Below are 5,139 nucleotides of genomic sequence, written 5' to 3'. Positions count from 1 at the left end.
TGCCTCGACGAGACCGGTGACGATGTGGTGGTGGTGCCGGTGATGCGTCGGGGTCGTCCGGAGCGGGAGGTGTTCGAGGCGGCGGTGGCGACGGTCTTCACCCGCGACGCCGACCTGGACGTGAGCGCCCTGCACACGGGCAGCGGTGATGGCCGACGCATCGACCTCCCCACCTACCCCTTTCAACACACCCGCTACTGGGCGACCGGTTCGGCGACCGGTTCGACCGGCACCTCGGCAGCCGCGCGCTTCGGCCTGGAGTGGAAGGACCATCCCTTCCTCAGCGGTGCCACGCCGATAGCCGGTTCCGGCGCGCTGCTCCTCACCGGCAGGGTGTCACTCTCCGCCCACCCGTGGTTGGCCGACCACGCCATTTCCGGCACGGTGCTGTTGCCCGGCACGGCGATCGCCGACCTGCTGCTGCGGGCTGTCGAAGAGGTGGGCGGCGGAGGGGTCGAGGAACTGACGCTCCACGCGCCCCTGCTCCTCCCCGAGCGCGGCGGACTGCACGTCCAGGTGCTGGTCGAGGCGGCCGACGAGCAGGGACGGCGTGCCGTGGCCGTTGCCGCACGCCCGGAGGGCGCCGGACGGGACGGTGAGGAACCGGAGTGGACCAGGCACGCGGAAGGCGTGCTCTCCTCCGCGGAGCCGGCCGCAGCCGACATGGCCTGGGCTGCCGGGGCCTGGCCACCGGCGGGTGCCGAACCGATCGACGTCGAGGAGCTGTACGACGGGTTCGCCGCGGACGGCTACGGCTACGGCCCGGCCTTCACCGCGCTGTCCGGCGTGTGGCGTCTCGGCGACGAACTCTTCGCCGAGGTGCGGCGGCCCGCGGGGGGCGCGGGCGCGACCGGTGACGGTTTCGGCATCCATCCGGCCCTCTTCGACGCCGCCCTCCACCCGTGGCGCGCCGGCGGGCTGCTGCCCGACACCGGCGGCACCACGTTGGCGCCCTTCTCCTGGCAGGACATCGCGCTCCACGCCACCGGAGCCGAGACGCTCCGCGTCAGGCTGGCACCCGAGGTCGGCGGCACCGCATCCGCCTTCTCCGTACAGGCCGCCGATCCGACGGGCGGCCCCGTCCTCACCCTCGGTGCGCTGCTGCTGCGCCCGGTGGCCCTGGGGAAGGAGGAGACGCCGGAACCGCTGTACCGCGTCGACTGGCAGCCGCTTCCGTATGCGATCGAGGTCTCCGGCGCCCAGGGCTGGACCGTGCTCGGGGCTGCCACGGCCGAGACGGTCGCGGAGCCCGCCGCCCACGCGGACCTCACCGCCCTGCGCACGTCTGTGGCGGCGGGGACCCCCGTGCCCGGGTTGGTGGTCGTGTCGCCGGTGGACACCCCGCTCGACGAGATACCCGTGGTGCCGCCGGACGAGGGTGCTCCCGCCCGTAGGGGTGACGGCTGGGACGACGACCCCGTACGTGTCGCCCTCGGGCGCGGCCTGGCCCTGGTCCGGGAGTGGGTCGAGGACGAACGGCTGGCGGACTCCCGGTTGATCGTCCTGACCCGGGGGGCGGTGGCGGCCGGTCCCGGTGAGGTGCCGGACCTGGCGGGCGCGGCCCTGTGGGGGCTGCTCCGCTCCGCGCAGTCCGAGTACCCGGACCGCTTCACCCTCCTCGACATGGACGATTCGCCCGAGTCCCGTACGGCGCTGCCGCGAGCCCTGGCATCGTACGAGCCGCAACTCGCCCTGCGGGCAGGCGAGCTGCTTGCACCGGCCCTCGTCCCGATGGCCCCGCCGACGGCGACGACCGCTCCGGCGCCGGCAGCGGCCCCGGCAGCGACGGAGGCACCGGCCACCGCGCCCGGTCCCGACGGCCCCGCCACGGACTCCGTGTTCGACCCGGAGGGCACCGTACTGATCACCGGCTGCACCGGCGCCCTGGGACGGCGCGTCGCTCCGCACCTGGCACGTCGGTACGGCGTACGCCACATGCTCCTGGTCAGCAGGCGTGGACCGGACGCCCCGGAGGCCGGCCCACTGGAACGGGAACTCACCGGCCTCGGTGTCACGGCCACCTTCCTGGCCTGCGACCTCACCGACAGTGAGGCTTTACGGAAGGCCGTCGCCGAGGTGGCGCCGGAACACCCGCTGACCGGTGTGGTGCACACCGCGGGCGTGCTGGACGACGGCGCCCTGACCGGCCTGACCCGGCAGCGGCTCGACACCGTGCTGCGGCCCAAGGCCGACGCCGTGCGGAACCTCCACGAGGCGACTCTCGACCGTCCGCTGCGCGCGTTCGTCCTGTTCTCTGCCGCCGCCGGGCTCCTGGGCCGCCCCGGGCAGGGCTCCTACGCCGCCGCCAACGCGGTACTCGACGCGTTCGCGGAAGCCCGACGGGCGGCCGGACTGCCCGCTGTGTCCCTGGCATGGGGCCTGTGGGACGAGCAGACCGGCATGGCGGGGGGCCTCGACGACCTGGCCCTGCGCGTACTGCGCCGGGACGGCATCGCCGCGATATCCCCGGAGCAGGGGCTCGAACTGCTCGACCTGGCGCTGACCGGCCACCGGGAGGGACCCGCCGTCCTCGTCCCCCTCCTCCTCGACCGGGCAGCCCTGCGCCGCACGGCGAAGGAGCGCGGCGCGGCCACGATGTCCCCCCTGCTGCGCGGCCTGCTGCCCGCCGCCCCGCGCCGCCACGCCGCAACCGGCGCCCCCGCGGCGGCCGATCGGCACGGCAAGGAGGCCGACCCCGGTGCCGGACGTATCGCGGAGATGGTGGCGCTCGACCCGGCTGAGCGGTCCGCGGCCGTCCTGGACCTCGTCGCCGAACAGGTCGCCGAGGTCCTCGGGTACGCGTCGGCAGCCGAGATCGAGCCCGAACGACCCTTCCGGGAGATCGGCGTCGACTCCCTGGCGGCGGTGGAGCTGCGCAACCGGCTCAGCCGGCTGGTCGGCCTGCGGCTGCCGACCACGCTGTCCTTCGACCACCCCACGCCGAAGGCCATGGCGGAGCACATCGACGGGGAGCTGCCCCGTCCGGCCGGAGCCCCGCCCGCGGACGCGGCGCTGGCGGGGATCGGCGACCTCACGCGGGCGGTCGCCCTGCTGGATGCGGACGACGCCCGCCGCGCCGAGGTACGGGAGCGGCTCGTCGGACTGCTGTCCGTGCTCGACACCCCTGGGCGGAACGGCACCGCCCCCCGCGGTCGCACCGCCGCACCCGGCGACGCCGACGGCGCGGGAGCGACCGTGACGGACCGGCTCGACGAGGCGACCGACGACGAGATCTTCGCTTTCCTGGACGAGCAGCTGTGACCACACCGTGGACCGACCGCATGCCGAGGAGTTGGTGGCAGCAATGAGCGCCGAGAACGACAAGATCCGCAGTTACCTGAAGCGTGCCACCGCCGAACTGCACAAGACCAAGTCCCGCCTGGCAGAGGTCGAGTCGGCGAGCCGAGAGCCGATCGCGATCGTCGGCATGGCCTGCCGCTACCCGGGTGCTGTGGCGTCGCCGGAGGAGCTGTGGGACCTGGTGGCGGCCGGTACGGACGCGATCTCCCCCTTTCCCGTCGACCGTGGCTGGGACGCCGAGGGGCTGTACGACCCCGACCCCGAGGCGCTGGGGCGCAGTTACGTGCGGGAGGGCGGGTTCCTGCACTCGGCGGCGGAGTTCGACGCGGAGTTCTTCGGTGTCTCGCCGAGGGAGGCGGCGGCGATGGATCCGCAGCAGCGGTTGCTGCTGGAGACGTCGTGGGAGGCGTTGGAGCGGGCCGGGATCGTCCCCGCGTCGCTGCGCGGCAGCCGTACCGGCGTCTTCACCGGCGTGATGTACGACGACTACGGGTCGCAGTTCGACTCGGCCCCGCCGGAGTACGAGGGCTACCTCGTGAACGGCAGCGCCGGCAGCATCGCGTCCGGGCGGGTTGCCTACGCGTTGGGGTTGGAGGGGCCGGCGTTGACGGTGGACACGGCGTGTTCGTCGTCGTTGGTGGCGTTGCATCTGGCGGTGCAGTCGTTGCGGCGGGGTGAGTGTGATCTGGCGTTGGCCGGTGGGGTGACGGTGATGGCGACGCCGACGGTGTTCGTGGAGTTCTCGCGGCAGCGGGGGCTGGCGGCGGACGGTCGGTGCAAGGCGTTCGCGGAGGGGGCGGACGGGACGGCGTGGGCTGAGGGTGTGGGTGTGCTGCTGGTGGAGCGGCTGTCGGATGCCCGCCGTCGTGGTCATCGGGTGTTGGCGGTGGTGCGGGGCAGTGCGGTCAATCAGGACGGTGCGAGCAACGGCCTCACCGCGCCCAGCGGGCCCGCCCAGCAGCGGGTGATCCGAGACGCGCTGGCGGACGCGGGGCTGTCGCCCGCCGATGTGGACGCGGTCGAAGCGCACGGCACCGGCACCCCGCTCGGTGATCCGATCGAGGCGGGTGCGTTGTTGGCGACGTACGGGCGTGACCGCCAGGGCGATCCTCTGTGGTTGGGGTCGTTGAAGTCGAACGTCGGGCATGCGCAGGCGGCTGCGGGTGTGGGTGGTGTGATCAAGGTGGTGCAGGCGATGCGGCACGGGTCGTTGCCGCGGACGCTGCATGTGGATGCTCCGTCGTCGAAGGTGGAGTGGTCGTCGGGTGCGGTGGAGCTGTTGACCGAGGCCCGGTCCTGGCCGTCGGCGTCGGAGTCGGGTCGGGTGCGGCGCGCCGCCGTGTCGGCCTTTGGTGTGAGCGGGACCAACGCCCATGTCGTCCTCGAAGAGGCACCGGTCGAGGCGGCGGAGGACGAGGACGCGGACGGCCTTCGACCCGACCGGCACGGATCGGTGGCCGGCCCGCTTTCGTGGGTGCTTTCCGCGCGGTCGGAGGGGGCGTTGCGGGCACAGGCGGTGCGGTTGCGGGAGTTCGTGGAGCGGGTGGGTGCTGAGCCGGTGGATGTGGCGGCTTCGTTGGTGGGGTCGCGTGCGGTGTTCGGTGAGCGTGCGGTGGTGGTGGGGCGCGGCCGTGAGGAGTTGCTGGCGGGGCTGGAGGTAGTGGCTGCCGGGGCACGTGAGGGGTCTGTCGATGGTGTGGTGCGTGGTTCTGCTGTGCGAGGTCGCGGGGTGGGGGTGTTGTTCTCGGGTCAGGGGGCGCAGTGGGTGGGTATGGCGCGTGAGTTGTATGCGGGGGGTGGGGTGTTCGCGGAGGTGCTGGATGAGGTGTTGGGGCTGGT

The 5,139-nt window shown here is 73.4% G+C and carries 2 protein-coding genes; both read left to right on the top strand.

Annotated elements, in window-relative coordinates; genetic code table 11:
- Nucleotides 1–3,261: SDR family NAD(P)-dependent oxidoreductase (locus ACGF5T_RS35985; protein ID WP_392890347.1), on the top strand; the 3,261-nt coding region annotated here is incomplete at its 5' end.
- A 43-nt stretch (nucleotides 3,262–3,304) separates the two neighbouring features.
- Nucleotides 3,305–5,139 (top strand): type I polyketide synthase (locus tag ACGF5T_RS35980; RefSeq protein WP_392890345.1); only part of this gene is annotated, 1,835 nt, incomplete at its 3' end.

This window comes from Streptomyces sp. NPDC047853, assembly GCF_043204535.1.
GTDB lineage: Bacteria > Actinomycetota > Actinomycetes > Streptomycetales > Streptomycetaceae > Streptomyces.
Note: the sequence above shows the minus strand (reverse complement) of the source record. Positions and strands in the feature narration are given on the sequence as shown.